The sequence below is a fragment of the Halobacteriovorax sp. XZX-3 genome, assembly GCF_043196495.1.
Taxonomy (GTDB): domain Bacteria; phylum Bdellovibrionota; class Bacteriovoracia; order Bacteriovoracales; family Bacteriovoracaceae; genus Halobacteriovorax_A.
Map to the genome: position 1 here is coordinate 780280 of NZ_JBEBMO010000001.1, position 22854 is coordinate 803133.

Annotated in this window: 23 protein-coding genes; 16 read left to right on the forward strand and 7 right to left on the reverse strand. The window is 37.4% G+C overall.

Features of this window, described 5'->3' with window-relative positions:
• Positions 1–43: 43 nt before the first annotated feature.
• Entirely contained in the window at positions 44–559 is a 516-nt protein-coding gene (locus tag ABMA70_RS03560; protein WP_392991516.1) for a TonB family protein, read from the reverse strand.
• A gap of 93 nt (positions 560–652) precedes the next feature.
• Here ABMA70_RS03560 and hppD point away from each other — a divergent pair, with 93 nt between their 5' ends.
• Positions 653–1726 carry a 4-hydroxyphenylpyruvate dioxygenase gene (gene hppD / locus ABMA70_RS03565; protein WP_103216896.1) on the forward strand — a complete coding sequence of 358 codons (1074 nt, stop codon included), beginning with the start codon at positions 653–655 and terminating at the stop codon, positions 1724–1726.
• A gap of 7 nt (positions 1727–1733) precedes the next feature.
• On the opposite strand, the gene ABMA70_RS03570 is transcribed toward hppD, so the two are convergent.
• Positions 1734–2093, reverse strand: coding sequence for a hypothetical protein (locus tag ABMA70_RS03570; RefSeq protein WP_103216895.1), 360 nt, complete (start codon positions 2091–2093; stop codon positions 1734–1736).
• Positions 2094–2366: 273 nt separating this feature from the next.
• Here ABMA70_RS03570 and ABMA70_RS03575 point away from each other — a divergent pair, with 273 nt between their 5' ends.
• From ABMA70_RS03575 to ABMA70_RS03610, 8 genes are read left to right on the forward strand one after another with little or no spacing between them, the layout of a single operon-like run.
• On the forward strand, positions 2367–2681 hold the full coding sequence (locus ABMA70_RS03575) for an EthD family reductase (RefSeq protein ID WP_392991513.1): 315 nt from the start codon (positions 2367–2369) through the stop codon (positions 2679–2681).
• An 11-nt stretch (positions 2682–2692) separates the two neighbouring features.
• Positions 2693–3472, forward strand: a complete 780-nt coding sequence (locus ABMA70_RS03580) for an enoyl-CoA hydratase-related protein (RefSeq protein ID WP_103216893.1) — start codon at positions 2693–2695, stop codon at positions 3470–3472.
• A 1-nt stretch (position 3473) separates the two neighbouring features.
• Positions 3474–4262, forward strand: a complete 789-nt coding sequence (locus ABMA70_RS03585; RefSeq protein WP_103216892.1) for an enoyl-CoA hydratase/isomerase family protein — start codon at positions 3474–3476, stop codon at positions 4260–4262.
• A 12-nt stretch (positions 4263–4274) separates the two neighbouring features.
• Positions 4275–5087, forward strand: a complete 813-nt coding sequence (locus ABMA70_RS03590) for a Phenylacetic acid catabolic protein (protein ID WP_103216891.1) — start codon at positions 4275–4277, stop codon at positions 5085–5087.
• A gap of 4 nt (positions 5088–5091) precedes the next feature.
• Complete coding sequence (locus tag ABMA70_RS03595; protein ID WP_103216890.1) at positions 5092–5955, forward strand: 3-hydroxyacyl-CoA dehydrogenase NAD-binding domain-containing protein; 864 nt, start codon at positions 5092–5094, stop codon at positions 5953–5955.
• Entirely contained in the window at positions 5948–6607 is a 660-nt protein-coding gene (locus tag ABMA70_RS03600; protein WP_158246785.1) for a 3-hydroxyacyl-CoA dehydrogenase family protein, read from the forward strand. The genes ABMA70_RS03595 and ABMA70_RS03600 overlap by 8 nt, the downstream gene beginning before the upstream one ends.
• Positions 6604–7815, forward strand: a complete 1212-nt coding sequence (locus ABMA70_RS03605) for a thiolase family protein (protein WP_392991511.1) — start codon at positions 6604–6606, stop codon at positions 7813–7815. Before ABMA70_RS03600 ends, ABMA70_RS03605 begins: the two co-directional genes overlap by 4 nt.
• A gap of 8 nt (positions 7816–7823) precedes the next feature.
• Positions 7824–9314 carry an aldehyde dehydrogenase family protein gene (locus ABMA70_RS03610; protein ID WP_392991509.1) on the forward strand — a complete coding sequence of 497 codons (1491 nt, stop codon included), beginning with the start codon at positions 7824–7826 and terminating at the stop codon, positions 9312–9314.
• Between the two features lie 34 nt (positions 9315–9348).
• On the opposite strand, the gene ABMA70_RS03615 is transcribed toward ABMA70_RS03610, so the two are convergent.
• A complete protein-coding gene (locus ABMA70_RS03615) occupies positions 9349–10533 on the reverse strand; it encodes a hypothetical protein (protein WP_392991507.1) in 1185 nt (394 codons plus the stop codon).
• A gap of 134 nt (positions 10534–10667) precedes the next feature.
• Here ABMA70_RS03615 and ABMA70_RS03620 point away from each other — a divergent pair, with 134 nt between their 5' ends.
• The gene (locus ABMA70_RS03620; RefSeq protein WP_103216885.1) at positions 10668–11075 is read left to right on the forward strand and encodes a DUF523 domain-containing protein; all 408 of its coding nucleotides are present in this window, start codon (positions 10668–10670) and stop codon (positions 11073–11075) included.
• 89 nt (positions 11076–11164) lie between these two features.
• Positions 11165–11509 (forward strand): hypothetical protein, encoded by a 345-nt coding sequence (locus ABMA70_RS03625; RefSeq protein WP_103216884.1) that lies wholly within the window; start codon positions 11165–11167, stop codon positions 11507–11509.
• A gap of 237 nt (positions 11510–11746) precedes the next feature.
• On the opposite strand, the gene ABMA70_RS03630 is transcribed toward ABMA70_RS03625, so the two are convergent.
• Entirely contained in the window at positions 11747–12580 is an 834-nt protein-coding gene (locus ABMA70_RS03630; protein ID WP_103216883.1) for a flagellin, read from the reverse strand.
• A 287-nt stretch (positions 12581–12867) separates the two neighbouring features.
• On the opposite strand from ABMA70_RS03630, the gene ABMA70_RS03635 reads away from it, so the two are divergent.
• Positions 12868–15399, forward strand: coding sequence for a cell envelope integrity protein TolA (locus tag ABMA70_RS03635; protein WP_392991504.1), 2532 nt, complete (start codon positions 12868–12870; stop codon positions 15397–15399).
• Positions 15396–16409, forward strand: a complete 1014-nt coding sequence (locus tag ABMA70_RS03640; protein WP_392991502.1) for an HD domain-containing phosphohydrolase — start codon at positions 15396–15398, stop codon at positions 16407–16409. Before ABMA70_RS03635 ends, ABMA70_RS03640 begins: the two co-directional genes overlap by 4 nt.
• 10 nt (positions 16410–16419) lie before the next feature.
• On the opposite strand, the gene ABMA70_RS03645 is transcribed toward ABMA70_RS03640, so the two are convergent.
• Together ABMA70_RS03645 and ABMA70_RS03650 are read right to left on the reverse strand one after the other, a co-directional pair.
• Positions 16420–17559: a metallophosphoesterase gene (locus ABMA70_RS03645; protein ID WP_103216880.1), complete on the reverse strand. Its 1140-nt coding sequence runs from the start codon at positions 17557–17559 to the stop codon at positions 16420–16422.
• Positions 17537–17932, reverse strand: coding sequence for a hypothetical protein (locus ABMA70_RS03650; protein WP_103216879.1), 396 nt, complete (start codon positions 17930–17932; stop codon positions 17537–17539). Before ABMA70_RS03650 ends, ABMA70_RS03645 begins: the two co-directional genes overlap by 23 nt.
• Positions 17933–18047: 115 nt before the next feature.
• Between ABMA70_RS03650 and ABMA70_RS03655 the strand changes: the two genes are divergently transcribed.
• Positions 18048–18560, forward strand: coding sequence for a M48 family metalloprotease (locus tag ABMA70_RS03655; protein ID WP_103216878.1), 513 nt, complete (start codon positions 18048–18050; stop codon positions 18558–18560).
• On the opposite strand, the gene uvrB is transcribed toward ABMA70_RS03655, so the two are convergent.
• A complete protein-coding gene (gene uvrB, locus ABMA70_RS03660; protein ID WP_103216877.1) occupies positions 18523–20520 on the reverse strand; it encodes an excinuclease ABC subunit UvrB in 1998 nt (665 codons plus the stop codon). The two genes, ABMA70_RS03655 and uvrB, sit on opposite strands and share 38 nt — an antisense overlap.
• 134 nt (positions 20521–20654) lie before the next feature.
• On the opposite strand from uvrB, the gene ABMA70_RS03665 reads away from it, so the two are divergent.
• Together ABMA70_RS03665 and ABMA70_RS03670 are read left to right on the forward strand one after the other, a co-directional pair.
• A complete protein-coding gene (locus ABMA70_RS03665) occupies positions 20655–21266 on the forward strand; it encodes a TetR/AcrR family transcriptional regulator (protein ID WP_392991499.1) in 612 nt (203 codons plus the stop codon).
• Positions 21267–21298: 32 nt separating this feature from the next.
• Positions 21299–22777: a hypothetical protein gene (locus ABMA70_RS03670; protein WP_392991497.1), complete on the forward strand. Its 1479-nt coding sequence runs from the start codon at positions 21299–21301 to the stop codon at positions 22775–22777.
• Positions 22778–22854: the final 77 nt, after the last annotated feature.

Below are 22854 nucleotides of genomic sequence, written 5' to 3' on the forward strand. Positions count from 1 at the left end.
AGTATAGAATTTTTATTATGTTTTTTGACGAACCAAAGCGTCATTACTCAATAGTAAACACGATTTTTTTAGTATATGTATTTTGAATCTTCTGAGGCTTGAATTGCCATTGTTTTGCAACACTTAGTACTGCTTCATTGAAAGCTGTGTAATCAGCAGGTTTTAAAATTTTGACATCCACAACTTTCCCGTCAACACCAACAATAAGGGAGATAGTCACCGAGCCACCAATCGCAGCTCTCCTGGCAGATCGCGGATAAATAGGGGCCTCGAAATGAACTATTTGGTTCTCAAAAGTATTATTTGTAACAACCTGTTGCTGCTCAGACTTAGAGGACTCCTCTTTGGCCAGAACACTTTTTCGTGGCTTTTGTTCAATCTTTTCAACTTCTTTTTTATTTTGCTTTTCTTGTTTTATAGCATGGGCCTTAATCTGGACATCAATACCAATGCGCTCACGCCTCATCTGCTGCTCACCTTTTCTTATATTTGAAAAGAATATAACAGCATGAGTCACTAGACTTAGTGCAAAAAAGAAAAACCATAAACGATGCTTCATGCACATATCATAATGCATCTTGCTCCATTTGGGAAAAATCGTTAGTATCTTTCATACACAAATCAAACAGCTAATATAAAGAAGGAAGTTTTTATGAACTCAAAAATTTCTCCAGAAAACCCTCTTGGGGTCCTGGCCATTGATCATCTCGAATTCACATGTGATTCACTTGATACGGCCACAAAAGATTTATTCTACACATTTGGTTTTTCTAAAACATATGAAAAGCAAAGTGAAAGCAAAGAGCTATTCACTCAGGGACAAGTTAGATTTCTTTTAACGGCACAAAAAGGTGGCCATGCGCAAGATTACTTCAAGGCTCACGGTGAAGGTGTTTCAACAATCTCATTCTTAGTTGAAGATTGTGAGCATGCTTATAAGACAGCAATTGAGCGTGGTGCTGAGTCACTTCAAGAAGTTGTTATCACTGAAAATGAGCATGGTATCTACAAAAGTGCTCGCATTAAAGGCTTTGGTGATGTTGCCAATGAGTTCATTGAAAGACCTCGCACATTCTTTCGTCCAGGGTTTACGAAACTTGAAGAAGATCCAAAAGCGCGCCCTCTAGGTTCACGTGTTGCTCGCATTGACCACTTAACGAATAACGTTCCAAAAGGTGAAATGAAGAAATGGGTTGAGTTCTATGACCGTGTTTATGGTTTCAAAGTAACTCGCTACTTCGATATTAAAGGTTCAAAAACTGGACTTAACTCAGAAGTTGTTCAACTTCCAAAAGGTGAAGTCATTATTCCAATTAATGAGCCAAAAGAAGCTGGTGGAAAGGATCAAATTCAAGAGTTTCTTGATCGTCACAACGGTGCCGGAGTTCAGCACATTGCTTTAACTTGCGGTGATATTCTTACAACTGTTAAAGATTTAAGAGAAAGAGATATTAAATTTCTTGATATCCCTCATTCATACTACGAAGGTATTGCTGGGCGTGGAATTAATGTTACAGAAGATCTAGTAGAGCTCGAAGATCGTCAACTGCTTGTTGATGGTGATGAAGAAGGCTACCTAATCCAAAACTTTACTGACACTTATGTTGGTCCACTATTTTTTGAATTTATTCAAAGAAAAAATCACAACGGTTTTGGTGAAGGAAATTTCCAGGCCCTCTTTGATGCTATTGAAAGGGACCAAATCGCAAGAGGATACCTGGATTAGAATTTAATTACTTAATACAATTGAAGATGCTTTGTTTCTCATAAGACTTCGAGGCAAAGCATCTTTTATCAATTGTCATATCTGACCAAGCTTTATAAGCACGATCGCGAATTGAGTTAATCACATCTACAAATCCTTGAAGGACTTCATACTCTGACTTATCAGAGCACTCGAATAAGAAGTTTGAACAAATAACTTCTTTAGAAATGATAATATCTTCTCGCTCTGTATTGATTACAATATGGGCCTCATGAAAAGGGCGAAAAGATTCAATTACGTGCGCACGCACATCTCTTGGTGAAACTTCTAGAGCAAATGACACTTGCAGCGCCATTAATACTAGAATTACTTTTGTTAATATTTTCATTTTCCACTCCGGGATTAAATTTTTAAGATGCGGCAATATAGACGAAAAGCTAAAGGCAATGTTTATTATTGAAAGTATTTCACATAGCGTCATTGGAAACTGATATTTTCCATTAGATTAAACTAATATATTGATTTCCTTTATCTAAACTACTGATAATACGTCAAAAAATGACTCAACTAGCCTATTCAAAGGGCCCCTCATATCCCTACAATATTGGTTTAATTAACTAAAATTTAAACAACACGACACAACTTCAAAGAAAGGATACTTATGTACAAGTTAATCGCCATTTATAAAATTCCAAACGATATCGATGCATGGGAAAAGCACTATGCGCAAGTTCATACTCCACTTGTAAAGAAAGTTCCAAGTATGAAAGAGCTTCGCTTAAATCGCATCACAGGGACTCCTCGTGGAGCAAGTGATCTACATGTAATCGCAGAGATGGTTTTTGAAAATAAAGATGACTTTAAAGTAGGAATGAGTTCTGAAGAAAATATGGCGTGTGGAAAAGATCTATTTAATTTCGCTAAAGAGATTGTTTCAATTCACTTCGCTAAAGAAGAAGTAATCACTCTTCAATAAGGAAAGCTTTAATGAGTAATATACTTTGTGAATTTCCATATAACGACCACGAGCATATCGCCCTAGTTAAGCTTAATCGCCCAAAGGTTTTAAATGCTCTTTCAACAGACCTAATGCGAGAGTTAGTTGATAAGCTTTTCGAACTTGATGATAACCCACAAGTTCGTGTCATCATCCTTACTGGTGATGAACGCGCATTTGCTGCTGGTGCAGATATTGCACAAATGGTTGAAGCGACTCCAATTGATCAAATCAATGACAACCGCTTCCGCTCATGGCAACAACTCGCTCAAATAACAAAGCCAATCATTGCGGCCGTAAATGGTTACGCTCTAGGTGGTGGATGTGAGTTAGCAATGCACTGTGATTTCATTATTGCTGGAGATAGCGCAAAATTTGGCCAACCAGAAATTAGCATTGGGACAACTCCTGGTGCAGGTGGAACACAACGCCTAACACGAGCTCTAGGAAAGTCGAAGGCAATGATGCTTTGTATGACAGGTGAAATGTTTGGTGCAAACCAAGCACTTGACTGGGGCCTAGTTGCAAAGGTTGTCCCTAGCACGACTCTACTTCAAGAAACTTTTGAAACGGCAAAAGAAATCGCAAATAAGGCACCAGTTGCAATTAAGTTAATCAAAGAATCTGTAAACAAGGCCTTTGAAATGTCACTTAGTGATGGTGTTGATTTTGAAAGACGCAATTTCTATTTAACTTTTGCAAGTAGTGACCAGAAAGAAGGTATGCGTGCCTTCTTAGAAAAGCGCTCACCAGAGTACAAAGGAAATTAGAATGTCTGAATTTAAGAATATTATTATCGAAAAAGAAGCCTTCACAGGTATGATCACAATTAACCGTGAAGAAGTTTACGGCGCACTTTCTCGTGAAGCAAAACTTGAAATCATCAAGGCCATCAGAGATCTAAACCGCGACAGTGAAGTTGGCTGTATTATTCTTGCTTCAAAAGGCAAAGGATTTTGTACTGGACAAGACTTAAATGATCGCACAGTGCAAGCTGGAGAAAAACCAGTTGATCTTGGAGTAACACTTGAAACTGAGTGGAACCCACTGGTTAATGCAATTAAGTCATCTAAGAAACTAGTTATCGCAGCAGTTGAAGGTGTCGTTGCAGGAGCCGGTGTTTCCGTAGCACTTGCATGCGACTTAATCGTAGCAAAACCAGGGATCAAGTTTGTTTCAGGTTTTTCAAAACTAGGTCTTTGCCCAGATGCTGGATCAACTCATATGTTCACTCAAGCACTTGGCCCTAAAAAAGCAATGGAATACTTCCTTTTTAACGCTCCTTTAACAAGTGAGCAATTAGAGAGTGCAGGACTTATTAATAAAGTAAGTGAAGAAGCATTAACAGATGCAAAAGCATGGGCCGGGCAAATTAATGCCATGGCACCTCTTTCAGTAAAAGCGATAAAAGAGAATATCAATGTTGCAATTGATAGCACTTCAAAAGAATCGATGGAGCGCGAAACAGCTTACCAAAGATTCTTGGGAAATAGTGAAGATTATAAAGAAGGCCTAACGGCGTTCTTTGAAAAGAGACAAGCAAAATTTTTAGGAAAATAAGAAGGAGGCCATATGGCAGCAAGAGAATACACTCAAGAAGAACTACAATTATTTGAAGACATTCAAAATGGTAAGAAATTTGATAAGGGAGATGAGCTTCCTCCACTATACAAGAAGGCCCTAAGAAACCTTCTATGGATGCAACACGATTCAGAATATTCTGGGGCGCTTGGATATGCACCATGGATTGAAAAGGCACCAACGATGCAAGAAAAAGTTGTTGTTGCTCAAATCGTTAAAGATGAAATGAGACATGCTTCAGTTTGTTACAGACTTCTAAAAGGTCTTGGTGAAGATGTTGACTCACATATCGAAAAGTCAGAACTTGGATTCAAAATGCCAGAAGACGAAGCACAAATTGGATTCCAAAGATTAAAAGATGACTACCGTGTAAATATCTTCTACTACGGTATCAATTTCTGGGAAGACTTTATTCTATTTAACTTCCTAATGGATAGAGCTGCTGGCCACCAACTAGAAGACACTCTTGATTCAAGCTACCTTCCTTGGAAAAAAGGAATCGAAGGAATCTATAAAGAAGAAATCATGCACCTTGCTCACGGTGACAAATGGATCAAAATCCTTGCCGAAGGTGACAACAAAGAATTCCTACAAGAAAGACTAAATATCTGGTGGCCAAGAGTTATGAACGTATTTGGTTCAACAAAAGGTCGCTCAAATGACCTATATGTTAAGTTAGGACTTAAGAAGAGAACAAATGCTGTTGTTCGCGATGTTTTCGTAAAAGAAGTAGAAGAGCTTTGTGAACAAGCGGGCCTAGTTCTTCCTATCTACGACGAAGATGCACAACCACAAAGGCAATAATTGAATGAATATAAATAGTGTACTAGTTATTGGTGCAGGAACTATGGGGCGAGGAATCGCCCAATGGTTTTGCCAACACGGTGTGAAGGTTGAATTAGTAGACCAGCACCTTGAAATGGCCCAAGCAAGTGGTGATCTTATCACCTCTTCGTGGGACAAACTTGAAAGCAAAGGTAAATTTGACTCCGCTGAAATCACGGCTTTTAAAAAGAATTTAAATATCGTTGAGATGAATGAGCACCAAATCGATCACGACCTTGTGATTGAGGCCATTGTTGAAAACTTAGATATTAAGAAAAAAGTTTTTGCTCGTCTTGATGAGATCATGAGTGAAAAAACGATCTTTGCATCTAATACTTCATCTATTCCAATTACTAAAATGGCAAAAGACTTATCAAAACCTCGTAAAGAAAAATTCTTAGGTCTACACTTCTTCAATCCAGCAACTTTGATGAAGTTAGTTGAAATTATTGAAACACCATGGAGTAGTAAAGATCAGGCCCATGCCCTTTATGACTGGTTTGAGCGCTATGGAAAAAAGCCTGCTTTATGCAAGGATTCTCCTGGTTTTATCGTTAATCGTGTTGCCAGAAATTTTTACGGCGAAAGCTTTCACCGCCTAGAAAACTATAATCAAGAGCAGGTCGCAGAAATTGATCGTGTCATGAAAAATGTAGGTGGATTTAGAATGGGCCCATTTGAGTTAATGGATCTTATCGGAATTGATGTCAACTATGATGTCACTCAATCTGTGTGGGCGTCATACTATTATGAACCACGTTTTAGGCCACACAAGATTCAACGTGAAATGGTTGATAGTGGCCGTATTGGACGCAAAGTTAAAGAGGGGTTCTATCGTTATGAATAAAACTATTTTAGTAAGTGATAACCACCCTCTGTACAAAAATGTTCTTGGAAGTGAATATCCTTCAATTGTTGTTGATCCGTATAGCATCAACACACTAGATGGTGTTGACTTTGATGAGACTGATTTAATTGTTGATCTTACTTGTTTTGATCGCAACTCAAAGATGGACCTATACGAACACTTAGATATTGTCTTTGATGGCCCAATCGTTTCAGATCTAACGGTCAACTGGGGCGAGTATTTAATTGGTCAATACGAAAATGTACTTGGCGCTGTAGCAGCGGCCTTCTACTCTCCAAAAAGCTGTTTTGAATTCTATATGAAAGATGATTCTATTGAAGAAGCTGCGTTTGATGTCTTCAAAAAACTCGGTTTTGATCTTGAAATCGTCAATCACATTGGAATTGGATTCACATACCCTAGAGTTATTTCACAAATTATTAATGAAGCATACTTTGCTAAAGAAGAAGCCTTGGCTTCAAATTCGGATATTGATAAGGCAATGAAGTTTGGTGTGAACTATCCCCTAGGTCCATTTGAATGGGCCGATAAAATTGGAATTGAAAAAATCTTAATTCTGCTAGAAGAATTACGTGAAATCACAGGAGATGCACGTTATCGTCCGTCTCGCCTACTTAGGATGAATTTATGACACTTAAATATAGAGATGCGTATCTTGTCTACGCAAAAAGAACACCTATTGGAAAACTTGGTGGAAGCCTTTCTCATCTAAGAGTTGATGATATGCTAGCGACACTTTTTCGTGACTTCTCTCAAAGCTTTGATTTTGACATGAAGGAAATAGACGATGTTATCGTTGGCTGTGCAAATCAGGCCGGTGAAGACAACAGAAACCTTGCTCGTATGTCTGCTCTCTTAGGAGGCCTTCCTTACGAAGTTCCAGGTGTAACACTTAACCGTCTTTGTGCATCATCACTCGATGCAATTATTGATGGTTGGTCGCGCATTAATTTAGGAATGGCCGATTGCCTTCTTATTGGTGGTGCTGAGAGTATGACAAGAGCACCTCTTGTTATCTCTAAAGGATCAACTCCATTTGGGCGTGATTCTCAAATGTTTGATACAACATTTGGTTGGCGATTTCCAAATAAGAAGATGAAGGAGATGTTTCCTTTACTTGGCATGGGAGAGACAGCTGAAGAAGTTGTGGCGAAAATTGGAATTTCTCGTGAAGACCAAGATAAATTCGCACTTGCATCCCACCAAAAAGCTTGTAAAGCATGGGAGAATGGAGAATTTAACGATGAAGTTCTTCCTGTTGAAATAGCGATGAGAAAAGAAACAATTACTGTTTCAAAAGATGAAGGTCCTCGTCCATCAACAACTCTAGAGGCCCTAGCAGGACTTAGAGCAGTATTTAAAAAGGATGGTTCAGTAACGGCCGGAAACTCTTCAATGATGAATGATGGTGCAGCATGTGTGGCACTTGTTAGTGAAGAGTTCTTAAAACGCCACAACTTAACTCCTCTAGTGAAATTAACAGGAGCAGGTGTTCGCGGAATCCACCCAAATATCATGGGCCTTGGCCCTGTCGCTTCAACTCAAAGATTAATGGAAAAATTTGGAAAGAAAATTTCTGACTTTGATGTTGTAGAACTAAATGAGGCCTTCGCTTCTCAATCACTTGGTTGTATTCGCGAGCTTGGCCTTGATGAATCAAAAATAAATTTACGTGGTGGAGCAATCTCTCTAGGACACCCTCTTGGATGTTCTGGTGCTAGAATTGTGACAACACTTACTCATATCATGAAAGACAATGCAAATCTTAAGCAAGGTCTAGCTTCAATGTGTGTTGGTGTTGGTCAAGGTGTCTCTCTAAGCGTGGAAAATTGTAAATAGGAGTAAATATGAATGAAGTAAAGTTATATATCAATGGAGAAATCCGCCCTTCATCATCGGGTGAAATGGTTGATTCAATCGACCCATCAAATGGTGAATTTGTAGCGAAGGTTCACATTCCTTCGACACAGGATCTTGAAGATGCAGTACAAGCAGCAAAGAGCGCCTTCTATAATAAAGAATGGCGTGAAATGACTGCGGCCCAAAGAGGAGAAATCCTACTTAAAGTTTCAGAGCTTCTAAAAGAAAGAAAGCGTGAGTTCATTGAACAAGAAATCAAAGACAGTGGTTCAACTTTTAGAAAAGCTGCCGCTGATCTTCACAACACAGCAAGTTTCTTTAAGGTAATGAGTAAGGTTGCGACAAATTTTAAGTTTGAACAATTAGATGAAAAAGCAACAAGAGCGGGCTTTTCTAAAAATACTCGTCGCTATGAGCCTGTTGGTGTTTGTGCACAAATTATTCCATGGAACTTCCCTCTTGTTATGGCCGGTTGGAAAATTGGTCCAATCTTAGCGACAGGATGTACGACAGTTCTAAAATCAGCAGTTGAAACTCCAGTGACAGCGATGATGCTAGCAGAAGTTCTAATTGAAGCAGGCGTGCCTAAAGGTGTTGTCAATATCGTTACGGGTGGAGCAAAAGAAGGACAATATCTTGTTAATCACAAGGATATCGCAAAAGTAGCATTTACAGGATCAACGACCGTTGGGCGTGAAATCTTAAAGCAAAGTGCAAGTGAAATTAAGAATACGACAATGGAGCTTGGTGGAAAATCGGCAAATATCGTTTTAGACGATGCTGATCTTGATATCGCTGTTGATGGCGCTCTTTACGCATTCCTATATCACTCAGGTCAAGCTTGTGACTCGGGAACTCGCCTACTTGTTCAAGATGGAATCTATGATGAGTTCATGACAAAGTTCAAAGAAAGAATTGCAAAAGTAGCAATTGGTGCAACTCCAGAGAAGACAACAGGATTTGGACCTGTGGTTTCAGAGAAACAATTTAACACAATCATGGGTTATATTAATAAGACAAAAGAAGAAGGTGCAAAGCTGATCTATGGCGGTGAGCGTATTACTGAAGGTGACTTTGCCAAAGGTTACTATATTCAGCCGACAGCTTTTGAAATCACACCAGACAATACAATTTGGCATGAAGAGATCTTTGGGCCAGTTGTAGGTATTACTAAATTCAGCACGGAAGAAGAAGCGATCAAGCTAGCAAATAACTCAATCTATGGACTTGCAGGAGCTGTATGGTCAAAGAATGAAGAGCGTGCGCTTAATATTGCCAAAGAAATTGAAGCCGGTACAGTTTGGATAAATGAGTATCACTTATTAAATCCAGGAATGCCATTTGGTGGATTTAAACAATCTGGTGTTGGACGAGAAATGGGTGAAGAGGGAATCAAGGCCTACCTTGAAGTTAAACACCTATGGGAATCTGATTGTAATACACGCGAAGGTAAAATGTGGTTTGATGCCCTATTTTAGATAAAGAAAAGGCCTTCATAACGAAGGCCTTTTTTTATTTATATAAAACTTTTAGTGCAATATCTCCAAAGTCATCGTAAATCGAGAATGATTTTTCAAAGTGACTTTCTTTAAACACAATATCCAAATTAGAATCAATACATGTTGTGATAAAATCACGTCCGTAGATTTCGTAACTACGATTTAAGAAAGGTTGAAATTCACAAATTCTCACCCTTGGGTATTGATAAGGAACACTTTCATAACTTAAAGCAAAGTACTCACGATACTTAAGAAAGTCCTCTCCTATTCCAGCTAACCTCGTAAAGACATAGCTAATATTGCGATTATTAAATCTAAAAAGTTGAGATAATTTTTGAGAGTGCTGTGCCGTTCCTGGGCGAAAGACTGGTTCATCACAATATTGAGTGTCCTCAGAGTTGTAATTTGCGATATTAAATTTCTTAATAACACACTTAATTGGTGTTGCGATCGTAAGGGTTGATCCCTTTCTACCATGCATGAAGCGCCTAAATGTTTTATCCTCATTAACTGATCCGTGCACAAGGCCAAGAACATCACCAGTTCTCGTATCAACGACACCGGCCCCCATTGAATCATCACGAATATTACAATTTTTCATCGCAACGGCAGAAGATTCTTTGTTATTATTTGGGAATAAAACATTATTATTTGTTTTACGGCAGTTGTATCTCATACGGTTAAGTTCATAACCTGTATTATCAAGCTTCTTTTTAACGAACCAAAGTTGATAATAGCTAAAATCACTCATCTTATTTTCAGAAACAGCCGCATAGTCTCCAGGAATGGCCTCCTTGAGTCTAATAGTTGTAAAGTTTCCGTTGTAAGTATTTTGTTCGTTGAATTGAGATTGATCTTCTAGAATTTCACCACATTGATAGACGCGGCCGTTTGTTGTTTTTGCTGCAATTGAACTACAGCTTGCATCGGTCACACAATGAGAAGGAACAACCATGTGCTGCTCATCGGCCATATAGCCAGTACAATACTTAGGAAACTCACTTGAACTATTAATAAATAGCACAAATGAGTCAGTACACTGACCCTCTTCGAAACAGTCGAATTTAACCTTTGTTGAGGTCTCTAATTTCGAGGTCTGTCTCGTAACATTCTTTTTAGCACCATCTTCTCCACCTGGAGTTCCACATGAACACAGAACAAGTAGTGAGATGATTGAAAGTGTTATTGCCTTAAGCAAAGTTCGTCTCCAAAAACTTCATTTAGTCCGATTTTTTACCATAAATAGGATACCCAAATATGATATTGTAAATTATTCAAGAATCCTCGACACACAGTGGCAAAATCGACGATTTTAACGTATTCTTGTTAAATATGATGATCGTAAGCGCGTGCTTGGCCGGCAAGAAATGTCGATATGACGGAGAGCACAAAAAACAACAACTTATAAGTGACCTCGTTGCTCAAGGCAAGGCCATTGCTGTCTGTCCTGAAGAACTAGGAGGCCTTCCTACTCCAAGGCCACCCGCTGAGAATGTCGATGGAAAGCTCATCACAATCGATGGAAATGATGTCAGCATCAACTACGAGCTTGGGGCCCAGAGATCTCTAGAAATTGCACTAGAAAATTCATGCACAAAGGCACTGCTAAAATCAAAATCACCAATGTGTGGTGCTGGACTTGTTTACGATGGGAATTTTTCAGGAAACCTAATTGAAGGTGATGGCGAATTTACCAAGAAGCTAAAAGAGAACGGTATTCAAGTTGAGGCCATCGACTAATCCAAAGTTTTCACACATCTAACAAAGCTGTAACATCTCAATTAATAAATCAATTAAGATAGACCTACTAGAACACTAGGAGGGTCTAGATGAATGAATTAGAACTAAAGAAATTTCAAGCAAGAAATTTACAAGGTCGAATGAAGCACCTTAGTCATCAGCTTGAATACTTAAAAGTGAATCCAGAAGACTGGGATAACTTTCAATCAATCATTAATATGAAATTTAATCATCTCATCAATGATTCAATTTCTCTTGGAAGTATTGAAGCGGCAAATTATCTTGCCCTATTACAAAATCATTTAAATGAAAATTTTAATAATGAGACTATTACTATCGTAAAAGACCAATTTGATGAAGTTCTCGATGCTCTAGATGGCCTAGGTGTTGAGCTTTTAATCAATACTGAAATGCAATCTGAGTTTACGCATTAGTTAAACTGTGGTTTGTTCTTCTGCGGATGCACGCAAACTCGTCGGCTTCGGCTCCTGAGTTTTATACGAAAATTATCATTCAATTAGTGGGACTTCTTTTTGCTAAGACCGTACCCGAAGGCTCCCATCGTGGTCGCCTCTGGGTTGAATTGCGTCATCCGCTCCTGCGGATGCACGCAAACAAAAAAGCCCCGCATTCGCGGGGCAATCCTTTTGCAGTAATTATAGTGGTTTTAATTAACCAATTAGTTTTAGAGCTGCAGCACCTTGAGAGTTAGACTGAGCAAGTACTGAAGAACCAGCGTTAACAAGAATATCATTCTTAGCTTTCTTCGCTGTCTCAGCTGCATAGTCAGTGTCTCTGATACGAGAGTTAGCAGCACTTAAGTTTTCTGAACTGATCTGTAGGTTGTTAATTGTAGAATTTAATCTATTTTGCTTAGCACCTAGCTCAGCTCTTTGTCCTGCAATACTTTCGATTGCAGAGTCTAGGTTTGCAAGAGCAGATTGAGCACCCTCTTTCGAGCCAACTTCAAGGTCTGCTACACCTAGGTTTTCCAGAGAAGAGTTCAGAACATTCGTATCGAATTGAATTCTATCTTGGAAATCATCATTATTAATACCGATTTGGATATCAAACTTATCACCAGCACCAGTTAGAAGTTTCTTTCCGTTAAACTCAGTAACTTCTGAAATTCTTTGGATCTCTTGCTTAAGGTTTTGATACTCAAGATCAGTAAATTGTCTCTCAGTGTCACCTACTGTGTCCGATGCTGATTGAACAGATAGTTCTCTTAGTCTTACTAAGATGTTTGATACTTCATTCAGACCACCTTCTGCGATTTGAATCATTGAAATACCGTCATTCGCGTTTCTTTCAGCTTGATTAGTTGATCTAATTTGCCCTTTTAATTTCTCAGAAATCGCAAGACCTGCAGCATCGTCAGCTGAACGTACAATTCTTGTACCAGATGAAAGTTTTTCTAAAGATTTTGATTGAGCGTTGTTGCTTAGACCTAATGATCTTTGTGCAGCTAAAGACGTTACATTTGTGTTAATACGCATACCCATTGTGATACCTCCGTGATCTATTTCCCCCCCGTACTCAGGGTTGTCCCGACCATTGGAACAATGAGCATACTGCTCTTGTGAATTTTATTAACTTTTTAATTAAGTCTTCTGACCTAACATGAATCTTCTCGGAGGTGAAAATGAAAGCTTTAGGAAAATATTAAATTATTTTAGATTTTTTTTTACATTTTCTAAAATTAAGGAAAGTCTCGAAAATCATTAATTTTTTTGGACTCTATAATGATAAGTACATAAATAAATTAAATGATTTACCGATAATAAGCTATATGGAAGAAGGGAAACCGCTCATTTTTCTTGAGCCTCTTACTGAAGCAGTAAAGAAGCTAAAAGAGTCTATTGAGGCATCTGCAGAAGCAGAGGGTATCGAAATATATGAAGTTGAAAGTCCCGAGGAATATAATCAACTAATCCCAACTATCGGCCAGTCTTTAACGATTGCCTGTAGTCCTAAAAAGACAGCTCAATGTATTCAACCGCTAAGAAAATTCATTCATAAAAATAATGTAAAAGTACTTCTGATTAACTCGAAAGCTGTGCCTCCTAAAACTCTAGAAAAATTTAGAAAGATTGGATTAACAGAGTATATACAAGAACCTGTTCCTGCAAAAACGTTAGAGTATAAAGTAAATCTTATATTAAGATCTTTAAAGAAGGCCGAAGAAACAGCAGAAATGGAGTTTCGAAGTGGTGAAGATAAAGCAGCACTCGAAGAAAGAAATTATGAAGATAAGAAAGAGGCCGAAAGAAATAATAATGGTGGGCACTTAAAGGGAAATGTTTCAAAGACAGCTCCTCAAAAAGCTAATAAGGATGTCTTTGATGATAGTACATATGCAGATTATAGTGATGATGACGAAATTAAAGAACAAGGAATGTCATTAAAAGACTTAAGTGCACACCAAAAGCAAAATAATCAAGAAGGTGGCCATCTTAAAGGCTCATTAGAAAAGAATAATAAGGCCGACAACACTCCTGAGATAAATTTTGAAGAGGATCTCTTTAAAAGCCTTGAACAGCAATCAAGTAAATCAAATAAGGATCTAGGAGGAAGTCTAAAAGGTCAAGTATCCCCTACTTTAGATGACTATGATGAAGATAAAGACGACTTTGATGAAGACCTTTTTAAAAGTCTTGATAGTGTAAAAAAGAGTTCACAAAACTCAGGCCAACAAAGTGGACAACTTAAGGGGAGTTTATCTCCAACATTAGATGACATTGAAGACGATGATTTCGAAGACGATGATTTCGAAGACGATCTCTTCAAGAGTCTTGATACTGTCAAAAAATCAGCAAATAAAGCCGATGACCTTGGTGGAAGCCTTCAAGGTAAGCTATCTCCTACTCTTGATGACATAGAAGACGAAAAAGATACTGACGAAGACCTCTTTGCAAGTCTCGATAAAGTAAAAAATGCGACAAATAAATCGAATGAGAAAGATGGTTCACTTAAAGGTAGCATCTCCGTAACATTAGATAATGTAGAAAATGAAAAAGATACCGACGAAGACCTCTTTGCAAGTCTTGATAATATAAAAAAATCAAACTTAAATGATAGCAAAACGAGTAGACCAAATCTTAGTGGAAAGCTTACTCCTACACAAAGCGATACTGATTATAGTGATGACGATTTTGATGATGACTTATTGAAAACATTAGAAGAGCTACAGTCAAATAAGACCACTTCTAAGGGAAGAGATCAACAAGGAATACAGTCTTCATCTAATGATGAACTTATTGATAACGAGAAAGGTCTCCAAGGTAAATCGAAAGACAGTGCCGATCTGGCAATGAGTAAGAATAATGGTTCTCGTGATAATCAGACAAATAATAGAGACAATGAAGATCTATTTGCTTCTCTCGATGCGCACTCTAAAGAGAAAAATAAAAAGTATGATAATGTACATAATTTAGATCTTAATTTAGATAACAAGGCCGAAAACGAAGAAGTAACAAGACCTCCTGGACCAACTATTGAATACGAAAAGAAGGGTGATCTTGGCGAGCAAACTATTGATTACTCAAACCTTGATAAACAACCTGAATACGAAGGTGGTTCGAAAGAAGAATTAGAAATAAAATTCTCCGAATCTCAGGATGTGCTTGCTGCTAAAAAAAGAGAAGAAGCAAATCGTCTAGCAGAACAATTAAAGATTCAGCAACAACAAGAAGATGCAAGAAAAAAGCAGGAAGAAGAAAGAAAAAGAGCACTTGAAGCACAACAAGCAAAGGCACTGGCCGATGCTGAAGCAGAGAGGCTAAAAAATGAACAAGAAATTGAAGATGCCCTAGGCGCAATCTTTATTCCAGATCCAAAAGATATGAACTTTTTTATCGAGGCGATGAATTTTGTTATTGATGGTGACGCAGTAAAAAGCTTCACAAATGAATATATAAATACTTTTTGCATTGGAACAGTCGTCATTTATAATATTCAAAATGAGTGTATTCTAGGTAATGAAGATGTTGATGATCGCTTCGAGGCCATAAAGAATGTTTTAAAAGCAAAGAGAAAACCTAGTTGGAATGATACAACATTTCAAAGTGAGCTGCTCTACTATCACATACCAATCATAGAAAATGGAAAATACCATAACTTCATTCTATTTCTGACTTCCAAGGGTGAAATTGCAAGATCAAATGAAAATCCAAAAAGAGTCGAACAATGTCTACAAGTAATCAAGGGAAGCTACCTTAGTGGAGAAGATCGAGCATCTAAGAAGATTGAATCAAAAAAGAGCTCATCCATTACAGAATCTGTTAGTGGTCTCTTTAAAGGAATCTTTGGAGGTAAGAAATGAGGGCATATTTCTTTATCAAATTAAGTTCACTAAAAGACATTAAAACTTTTCCTTTTTCACTCTATGTCTACAACTTGAAAGATAAAACATATAATTTATCACTAAAGGCCAATACTCCATTAACAAATGATAGTTATGAACTACTACGTTATATTGAAGATAGTAATAAAGGTAAGATCGCAGTAAAGCTTTCCCAGAGAATGACTTATTTGGCCACAGTTGGAGAACTCGATAAGATTGAACCAAGAGCTATTGAAGAAACAAAGCAGAAGATTGAAATTTTAAAAGAGTACGAAGACATTATTGAGGAACAAAGGATAAGCGAACATATCGCACTTCCCCCTCTTCGCAGTATGGTCTCAAAAGCAATCGATAAGGATGACTTTCTACCTATCATACTTAGGGCCCAAAAAGAAATCATGCTTTTTTCAATTGATATAAGCCACACTGTATCTCTTGCACGTCACTTTGCAGGTGTGCATATGAATAAAGATAATCTGACAAATAGAATCGTCGCTCTCAGTTATTTCTTTGCGAAGAAAATGATGATTGATAGCCCACAAGATCTTGCAGACCTAGTATGTGCTTCATTCCTAGCAAATATTGGCCTTACTCAAATATCGCCTAATATCATTCATGGCAATCAAACTGAAATCACTCACGATCAAAGAGAGCAATATTACAAACATGTTAAATTTAGTCGTATGTTTATTGATCAAAGCGGTATTAAGTTAAGTGAAGAGTGTAAGAAAATCATTGATACTCATCATGAAAAATATGATGGTTCAGGAATGCCCGATCAAATATCACAAGCAGGCCTTGGCCTAAGCAGTGAGATCCTTGAGTTTGTCTCTCACATCATGGAATTTAGCTACGGACTGATTACCGGAGAAAAAACATCTCTAAGTAGTGTTGTTTATATGATTGATGCTGGAGCAGGAGTTAGTGGACTCAATGTCAATTACAGCGGACGTATAAAGCCTCATGTAACAAGCATACTATCTCTTTAATTATTAGTTATTAATTAAATGTTCCGTACGGAAGTGTATTTCTTCCCATCCAAGTGTGAAGATTCGCCTGAATACTCGTTTCATTATCATTTTTATTATCCATAACTTCAATCTTAGCGAAAGTTAACTGAGTCGTTCCAGTTCCCTTTCCAAAATCGAGATTATACATACGAGTCCATGTTCCAGTATTTATAAATGTCTTACCATTAGAATAGGTACGACAAATCGGCTCATGCGTATGACCAACAATTAGCACATCTGTATCTTCTGCTTGCTGTAGATAATCGAAAGTCAGAGATTCGTAATCTTGAAAGAGTGCTAATTCCTTAAAGAATAGTTTTAACCAATCACCAAAATTATCACTTATCTTAAAAAGATAAATTGAACGAACCATGATGAAATAGATAACGTTTGCGAGCATAAAGCGCAGCGTGAAGAATGTATCGTAAATAAGTCCATTAATTAAGAACTTATTGATAGGTCTTACAGCATTTACGTGATCTCGCTCCTCTTTAAACTTATTGATTACTCTTGTGACGTAATAAGATCCCCACGGAGGATTAAAATAGCGCTTACCAGACTCATCTTCGATAATACAATGCTCTTCATCAAAGGTATGAGCAATCTCATACTCGTGGCCATGCTTAAGAACAACTCGATCAGCAGGACGATACTCATCATTTAGGTGACGTATTTCAAATTTTGATCGTATATTTTCGTCAAAGTAAGATAAAACAAGCTCCTGTAGTGATTTAAAAACAAGCTCCGCATCGTGATTACCTATAATGAAAGTAATTTTCTTATTCTTTGTTTTCAAAAAATCATTAAGGGCCAGCATAACTTCTTTATGCGCCTCAAGAATCATTTTTAATTTTTTTAATGAAGACTCTTCAGACCAAAATTCGTCATCATATACCTTGATATAAGGAACGGCCAAAAGATCAAAGAAGTCTCCATTAATAATTAATTCAACTTCTTTATTTGAATATTCTTCTTTACTAAAATATTCGAGAAAATCCACTAGTTCTTCATCGTAGTGAAAATCTTCAAGATAGTTTCTTACACCATCAACATACTCGCCTGCTCCGAGATGAACATCAGAGATTACAATAATGGTTTTCTTTGAATTATTTTTGCGAAGGAATCTCATATGCCGATTTACCTATATTCAAGACGATTTTTTGAAAAGCAGGATCTAGTGGAACGAAGAAAAATCTTTTCTTGGTATTGAAGTCAAATTCAACACTTACTTCCATGTCTGACTTTACTGTAATAAATTTTAAATTCTTATCAAACTCATCAACAAACTTGCCGCGAATCGGAGTAAGGGTTTTATTTTGAACAATAACTGCAACTCTCCCATTTCTCATTTTTGCAGGGGAAATTACTTTGTAATAACTAGGCATGGCCGTAACTATAAATGCCTCGGCCCTCTCCATTCTCTGTTGTGCAAATACTTCTTTTGTTAAAAAGAAGCTAAAAAAAATTGAGAAAAGAAAGAAGCTTAATCGTTTATTATTCATATTTATATTGTAACTATTTAATATTTTATAGATTATAGCTGGCAAAGCTTACCTAGTAATCATCATTTACACGCTGAAATTGATGTCATTTAAGATTCATACCGATGAATCTTGTATGATAAACGCAATAAAGAAAACATTTACAAAGAATACTGAAGAACAAAACCTACCATTAGTGGACTTTTCTGATCCAGCACACCACTGGATCGTTTCAAATCCACATATTTTTAGATTCTTTCAAGATATACTTGGACAACTCGATGAAGAAGAATGTGAGAGCTTGGCCTCATATGGACAATTAGTTTTTCTCGAAAGCCAAGGAATGTACTCAAGTGTTATTCCTTCACATGGAGATAAAACATTTGTTCTTATTTACCCTCAATTACTAAAATTGATTCGTTCAGCAGATAACGAAATGGCCCAAGCAGTTATCTTCCATGAATTAGGTCACCTCTACTATCGTCATTTTACGATGAGGTCACAAATTGGAGAGATGACAAAACAAATTGAAGCAGATGAGTTCTCTATTCGTCATGGCCATGCTCTTGGACTATTTAATTTCTTAAAGGGTATGCCAATTACAACGGAAGTTAGCCAAAGACTAGAAATGATTCGTTTAAGAACTTAATTTCATCTCTTATTTTAGCTGCATCTTCAAATCGAAGATCCTTTGAAGCTTCTTTCATCTCTAGCTTAAGCTCAGCGATACGCTTCTTAATTTCTTCAGGAGACATCGAGACTTCTTTAGGTCCACTCTTCTTACCTTTCTTCTTATTTCCTCGAAGAGTCTCGATAACACCACCAGATACCTCTTTCAAAATAGTTTGAGGAGTGATTCCATTGGCCTCATTATACTCCATCTGAATAGCACGACGCCTTTTCGTTTCACCTATTGCTCGCTCCATCGATTTTGTCGTTTGATACGCATACATAAGAACCTTACCATCACTATTTCGAGCGGCACGTCCAATTGTCTGAACGAGTGATCTCTCAGATCTTAAGAAGCCCTCCTTGTCTGCATCTAAAATTGCGACAAGAGAAACCTCAGGTATATCAAGTCCTTCCCTTAATAAGTTAATACCAACAAGAACATCAAATTCCCCAAGTCTAAGATCGCGAATGATTTCAACTCGCTCAATTGTATCGATATCACTATGAAGATACTTCACTTTAATTCCACTACCATGATAGAAATTAGTTAGCTCTTCAGCTAACTTCTTCGTTAGTGTTGTGATTAAAACTCTTTGACCTTTTTCTATGATTTTTCTTACTTCAACAAGGAGGTCATCAACCTGATTGGTAGCATCCCTAACTTCGATAATTGGATCGAGAAGGCCAGTTGGTCTAATGATTTGTTCAACAAACTCACCATGAGTTCTCTCTAACTCATAATTTCCAGGAGTCGCTGAGACATAAAGAATATCGTCTAACTTTGTCTTAAATTCTTCAAAGTTTAAAGGACGGTTATCAAGTGCTGATGGAAGTCTAAAGCCATAATCCACAAGATTTAACTTCCTTGCTCTATCTCCCCTATACATCCCTCCAACCTGAGGAACAGTAATATGGGACTCATCAATAATCATAAGAAAGTCTTTTCTAAAAAAATCAATGAGAGTCGGAGGTGGATCACCAGGCTCACTTCCTGTCATATGGCGCGAGTAGTTTTCAATACCAGAACAAAAGCCCATCTCTTCAAGCATTTCGATATCAAGAAGTGTTCTTTGTTCAAGTCTTTGCTTTTCTACCAGTTTATTTTGTTTTTCTAATTCCTGTAGTCTTTCACGAAGCTCAACTTTAATAGTCTCTAAAGCATGCTCCATTCTCTCCTCACCAACAACATAGTGAGACTTTGGATAGATTGTCACCTTCTGTAGTGCTTGTATCTTTGTTCCTCTTAAAGGATCAACAATTGTAATACTCTCAATCTCATCATCGAAGAACTCAACTCGAACAACATTTGAATCCTCGTGGGCCGGAAAGATTTCAACGATATCACCACGAACGCGAAAGCATCCACGAACAAAGTCGATATCATTTCTTTCATATTGAATTGCAACAAGTGACTTTAAAAATTCGTCGCGATCTTTTTCATCTCCAACAAAGAGAGTCTCTCTCATATTCGCATACTCATCAGGGGAACCAATCCCGTAAATACAACTAACAGATGAGATGATAATCACATCATCTCTTTCCAGTAGTGAACGAGTTGCCGAGTGGCGAAGTTTATCGATCTCATCATTTACTGATGAGTCTTTTTCAATATAAGTGTCACTTCCAGGAACATAGGCTTCTGGTTGGTAATAGTCATAATATGAAACAAAGTATTCAACAGCATTATCGGGAAAGAATTCACGAAACTCTGCATAGAGTTGAGCAGCAAGAGTCTTGTTATGGGCGAGAATAAGAGTTTTCTTTCCTAGCTTTTGGATAACGTTGGCCATGGTAAAAGTTTTTCCAGAACCTGTTACACCAAGAAGTGTTTGTTCCTTAGTGCCGCTTGTAAGCTTCTCTACAATTGTTTTAATCGCCTCAGGCTGATCTCCACAAGGCTTAAACTTCGATTTTAAATTAAATACATTTTCACTCATATGCCTATTTTATCTTATTATCATAGTTTAAAACAGCGAAATTGAGTTATCATTAATATAACCAAGTTAGTTTTTGTAAACTCGATAGAAAGTTTATATGATAGTAAAAATTCGAATTGTTATTAGGGTTTATTATGAGTGTAGGTGAAACACCTAAAGGTGAAAAAAGAAAGATCGCGATCATTGAGACAGCAATCGATCAGATGGCGCACAAAGGTATTGATGGTGCATCTTTTCAAAAGATTGCAAATACACTTGGAGTTAGCCAGTCTGCAGTTTTTCACTACTTTAAAAATAAGTCTCAACTCTTTCTTGGAGTTCTCGACTTTATCGTTACAAAGAACCACGCTAGAGTCATAAGCACAATTTGCGAAGAAGATACTTCTTTAACTAAACTAAAAAAGCATTGTCTTGCTAATTTCCAATGGCTCATTGACCGTCCCAATGAGGCAAAAACGATTCTCTATCTTTACTATCGCGCTTCTATCGACAAGAAGGTTTCACAAACTGCTGCCAACCTCATTCACACCGGTAGACAGAGGATAATCGACCTCGTTCGTAGCGCTCAAAAAGATGGGCAGCTCGCAAAAGACCTAAACCCTGAGCTTGCTGGTCAGGCCATTCATGAATTTCTAACAGGTGCTATCATCCAGATATTAAGCCTTTATAATGTAATTGATCCAAAAGAAGAGGTTGAAGCCTACACAAAAAGGCTTGAGACGTTAATTAACCGACTAAACAACTAAAGAATCACCGTAGAATTTCCGAATAGCTATTGGTGAAGATTCTAATATCTTGTGTATTTTCCATTCTAGTAATTCTTAGCTTTATTCTTAGTAAAGACGAGGTTGCACGCCGCTCAATTGCAAGTGTAAATAGGCCAAATTCCTGTCTCGAGGCCATTTCTGAATTTGTTAATTTTGGAGCGGATCCTAAGTATGACACAAAGGTTGCACAAATCATGACTTATCTGAAAGATAAGTATAAGGGGATCAACCTTTCTTATATTCATCGTTCAGGACTAGATCGTAAGATAGAAGATGGCCACTTAGTTTTCACTACTTTAAGAGGGAATTTAAAAGTTCCTCTTAATCAGCAGCATCTTATTAAGGCCGATAAAGTAAAGGCGGTAACTCCCCTTTCACAACTGAGCGACTATCATCAAAAGCAATATGAGAATAATATTTCAAAACTTTATAAGTATCAAAATGATATCAGCACTATTATTTATGAAGCTCATAAGAAAGATGAAAAAGAAATAACAGATTATCTTCTAGGTGAATATCAACGAATCAATACTCTTATCAAATTCTACCGTGGAGAATTAGATTACGTCCCATATGCACAACTTGGAGATAACCCTTATAAGTTACACGAGCCAGTTCATGTAGACTCTCAAGGAAGAACAAGAACTCTTGTACATTTTGATAACTCGAGCTCAACGAGCAACTCTATCTTTAATATTTCTGCAAATGAGAGTGAAGAGATAAGTTACCAAACGATGTTTGCGAACTTTTTAAATAGCTTAAACTACAATCAAAACTTTTTCTCACCTCAAAGAAGGATCAAAAAGATTCAAAGCTTTACCTATATGGATGATAATGAAGTGAAGGCATCCTTTCATATGATTGATGCTATCAGAGACTATGAATCACGTCCTGAACTAGTCAGTACCGTGAGAGACTTTCTTTTTAATGAATACAAGAATCGTCTAAATATCGAAGACCAAGACTTAGATAAGCTTAAAGAAATAACGGAGCAATTAGAAAGTCGTACAATCGTTCTTGCAGCAGCTCGAAACTCTCAGATAAAATATTCATTTAAAGGTCATGATGAATCTGGTATTCGCTACCTATCTAGAGAAAAAGATTCGATCGATATTTCGGGAACAATTTCAATTACTCTTTCAAAAGAAGTAAATCAGAAGCTTCCTCTTGAGATCTTTACTGGCCATGAGGTAGAAAGACAAAGAGGTGAAATAATAGCCGAAATTGGACGTTTTGCAGTGGATGGGAATGATTCCATTTTCAATGCAAATGACTTAATAGCGGCCGTTACATTTGCGGCACAGAAAGTAGAGGGCCTTGATCGCATTGTCATAGAAGCGGATAAAATTAGGGCCCGTTCATTTAAGCGCTGGGGCTTTAAACCAATTCACGAGCGAATCAATTACGAAGGAAATACTGAGTACATTATGGAAGTTACACCAAAAGAGTTACTCGAAAATGTTGAAAAAAGATATTTTGAAAGTCTTTGAAAAAAATAAAGCGCTTGCAAGTTACCCCACAAACGCTTATTTCACACACACAACACAAGAGAATAAGTTCAAAAGAA

Coding starts and splice junctions, on each gene's coding strand:
- ABMA70_RS03590 (WP_103216891.1), top strand. CDS start 4,275: ATGGCAGCAAGAGAATACACTCAAGAAGAACTACAATTATTTGAAGAC.
- ABMA70_RS03640 (WP_392991502.1), top strand. CDS start 15,396: ATGAGGGCATATTTCTTTATCAAATTAAGTTCACTAAAAGACATTAAA.
- ABMA70_RS03650 (WP_103216879.1), bottom strand. CDS start 17,932: ATGAATAATAAACGATTAAGCTTCTTTCTTTTCTCAATTTTTTTTAGC.
- ABMA70_RS03665 (WP_392991499.1), top strand. CDS start 20,655: ATGAGTGTAGGTGAAACACCTAAAGGTGAAAAAAGAAAGATCGCGATC.
- hppD (WP_103216896.1), top strand. CDS start 653: ATGAACTCAAAAATTTCTCCAGAAAACCCTCTTGGGGTCCTGGCCATT.
- ABMA70_RS03625 (WP_103216884.1), top strand. CDS start 11,165: ATGAATGAATTAGAACTAAAGAAATTTCAAGCAAGAAATTTACAAGGT.
- ABMA70_RS03560 (WP_392991516.1), bottom strand. CDS start 559: ATGAAGCATCGTTTATGGTTTTTCTTTTTTGCACTAAGTCTAGTGACT.
- ABMA70_RS03630 (WP_103216883.1), bottom strand. CDS start 12,580: ATGGGTATGCGTATTAACACAAATGTAACGTCTTTAGCTGCACAAAGA.
- ABMA70_RS03600 (WP_158246785.1), top strand. CDS start 5,948: ATGAATAAAACTATTTTAGTAAGTGATAACCACCCTCTGTACAAAAAT.
- uvrB (WP_103216877.1), bottom strand. CDS start 20,520: ATGAGTGAAAATGTATTTAATTTAAAATCGAAGTTTAAGCCTTGTGGA.
- ABMA70_RS03635 (WP_392991504.1), top strand. CDS start 12,868: ATGGAAGAAGGGAAACCGCTCATTTTTCTTGAGCCTCTTACTGAAGCA.
- ABMA70_RS03575 (WP_392991513.1), top strand. CDS start 2,367: ATGTACAAGTTAATCGCCATTTATAAAATTCCAAACGATATCGATGCA.
- ABMA70_RS03610 (WP_392991509.1), top strand. CDS start 7,824: ATGAATGAAGTAAAGTTATATATCAATGGAGAAATCCGCCCTTCATCA.
- ABMA70_RS03570 (WP_103216895.1), bottom strand. CDS start 2,093: ATGAAAATATTAACAAAAGTAATTCTAGTATTAATGGCGCTGCAAGTG.
- ABMA70_RS03620 (WP_103216885.1), top strand. CDS start 10,668: ATGATGATCGTAAGCGCGTGCTTGGCCGGCAAGAAATGTCGATATGAC.
- ABMA70_RS03580 (WP_103216893.1), top strand. CDS start 2,693: ATGAGTAATATACTTTGTGAATTTCCATATAACGACCACGAGCATATC.
- ABMA70_RS03585 (WP_103216892.1), top strand. CDS start 3,474: ATGTCTGAATTTAAGAATATTATTATCGAAAAAGAAGCCTTCACAGGT.
- ABMA70_RS03605 (WP_392991511.1), top strand. CDS start 6,604: ATGACACTTAAATATAGAGATGCGTATCTTGTCTACGCAAAAAGAACA.
- ABMA70_RS03645 (WP_103216880.1), bottom strand. CDS start 17,559: ATGAGATTCCTTCGCAAAAATAATTCAAAGAAAACCATTATTGTAATC.
- ABMA70_RS03595 (WP_103216890.1), top strand. CDS start 5,092: ATGAATATAAATAGTGTACTAGTTATTGGTGCAGGAACTATGGGGCGA.
- ABMA70_RS03655 (WP_103216878.1), top strand. CDS start 18,048: ATGATAAACGCAATAAAGAAAACATTTACAAAGAATACTGAAGAACAA.